3 protein-coding genes are annotated in these 1,650 nt (G+C 32.0%); all 3 read right to left on the reverse strand.

The annotated features are described in order from the left end of the window. Nucleotides 1–175 precede the first annotated feature (175 nt). From C0512_RS15475 to C0512_RS15485, 3 genes are read right to left on the reverse strand one after another with little or no spacing between them, the layout of a single operon-like run. Nucleotides 176–334: a hypothetical protein gene (locus C0512_RS15475; protein WP_290863190.1), complete on the reverse strand. Its 159-nt coding sequence runs from the start codon at nt 332–334 to the stop codon at nt 176–178. Between the two features lie 2 nt (nt 335–336). Beyond that, the gene (locus C0512_RS15480) at nt 337–645 is read right to left on the reverse strand and encodes a hypothetical protein (RefSeq protein WP_290863192.1); all 309 of its coding nucleotides are present in this window, start codon (nt 643–645) and stop codon (nt 337–339) included. Further along, nucleotides 642–1,271: a recombinase family protein gene (locus C0512_RS15485; protein ID WP_290863194.1), complete on the reverse strand. Its 630-nt coding sequence runs from the start codon at nt 1,269–1,271 to the stop codon at nt 642–644. The genes C0512_RS15480 and C0512_RS15485 overlap by 4 nt, the downstream gene beginning before the upstream one ends. Nucleotides 1,272–1,650 lie beyond the last annotated feature (379 nt).

The following is a 1,650-nucleotide window of genomic DNA, read 5'->3' on the forward strand; positions in this document are numbered from 1 at the left end:
TTGAGAGATAAGGTGCCTTCAAACATTGATATAAGCTTATACGAAGTTGTCTCATTATCCCAAACAGACAAACTTTTTAAAATATAGATTTTCAGAGATAACAATTTCAATATCCACATAAAGATTGAAGTTTATTTATCTATATTTTTATTACTTTGTTTAATAAAATCCATGTTTATTTATATAGCCTACTGTTCACAAAAACCATCTCAACACCCATTTCTTTTTTAATTTTTTGTACTTCATTGTTGGTTAACTTATCAGGATTAACCACCATAAAATGATATTGAGTTTTCTCCAATTGATGTGTTATGATGATTCTAGTCTTTTTCATGTCTAATTCTCACTAAAAATAAAATCATAGTCTCTGTACTCTGGCTTATCATAAACAATCACATAGATTTGAATCCTGTTCTCTTCTTCGATTATATTCAAATTGAAATGAGCACCAATGATGTACCGTTTAAGTCTTCTTAGCATGGTGATGAAGTCGATTTTTATTGAGGGGTCAAAGTCAAATGTAAACTTCATTACGCTAGGGTTGATAAAATTTCTTTCCTCCACAAACGTAGTCATACTCATGTTTCGGCTTCCATAGTAGCGCGTGAGTATTTTGTGCACACCTGTAATATCGACTTTCCTCATACTTCGATCATTTTTCTAATCTTTGCCACTGTACCGAGTGAAGTGTCATATAGTTTAACACATTCCCTAACACTAAAACCTCGTTTGAGTCCATCAATTACTTTGGGATATTTGGACAAAAAGGTTGAATTATCCTCTTTGCTCTCTTTTGGACGGCCACAATGGATATTTTTAAGACGCGCTTGATTCATCCCAGAACGAATCCTGTCAGTTAAATTTCTTCTCTCGTTTTTGGCAAAAAGTGAAAGCATATGCAACATCATCTCGGTTTGAAAACTGATTTCTCCTTTCTCATCTAGCGTTTCAGTTTTCAAATCTTGCAAATAGATACTTATTCCCAATTGGTGAAGTTCTTCAACTAATTTTAAAGTTTGTATTGTTGATCTTCCTAATCGCGAAACTTCAGCACATAGCACCTTTTGAAATTTGCCTTGTCTGGCTTCGTTAAGCAACTGTTGAATTCCAATTCGTTCATCATTTGATTTTGCACCAGAAACTTTTTCTGAAATAATTGATACCACTTCGAAGTTATTGGCAACTGCAATTTTTTTAAGGTCCAAAATCTGCCTATTGAAATCTTGTTCATCAGAGCTCACTCTGGCGAAAATGGCAACGGGTATTTTCATCTTTGCTGTTATAAAAAAAGGGTTAGACACTTTTGTGTTCAATTTGCTAGGATCGGACACTAACTTTAAACCGTTTTACTGTTATAAGAAAAGGTAAACCTTATTTTATAACATTTATGCAAAGTTCTATAAAACAATTAACCAGGAAAAATATTTGATCTATTTTCCTGGTTATTAGGGTTTTAATAAATATTTGATTAAATTAAATGAATAATCTATTTTTAATTCACATCATACTATAGAGTCAACTAATCTAAAAATGTAATCGGCTCTCTGGTCCTCCTGAAATAACACATGATTCTTATTGAAATCATCAATAGTTAATTCTTCTTTCCAGTTGACTTCAATCCATTTTGTATTTGAAATGATGAATGAATTT

Origin of the sequence: Flavobacterium sp. (genome assembly GCF_013822155.1) — a bacterium.
GTDB lineage: Bacteria > Bacteroidota > Bacteroidia > Flavobacteriales > Flavobacteriaceae > Flavobacterium.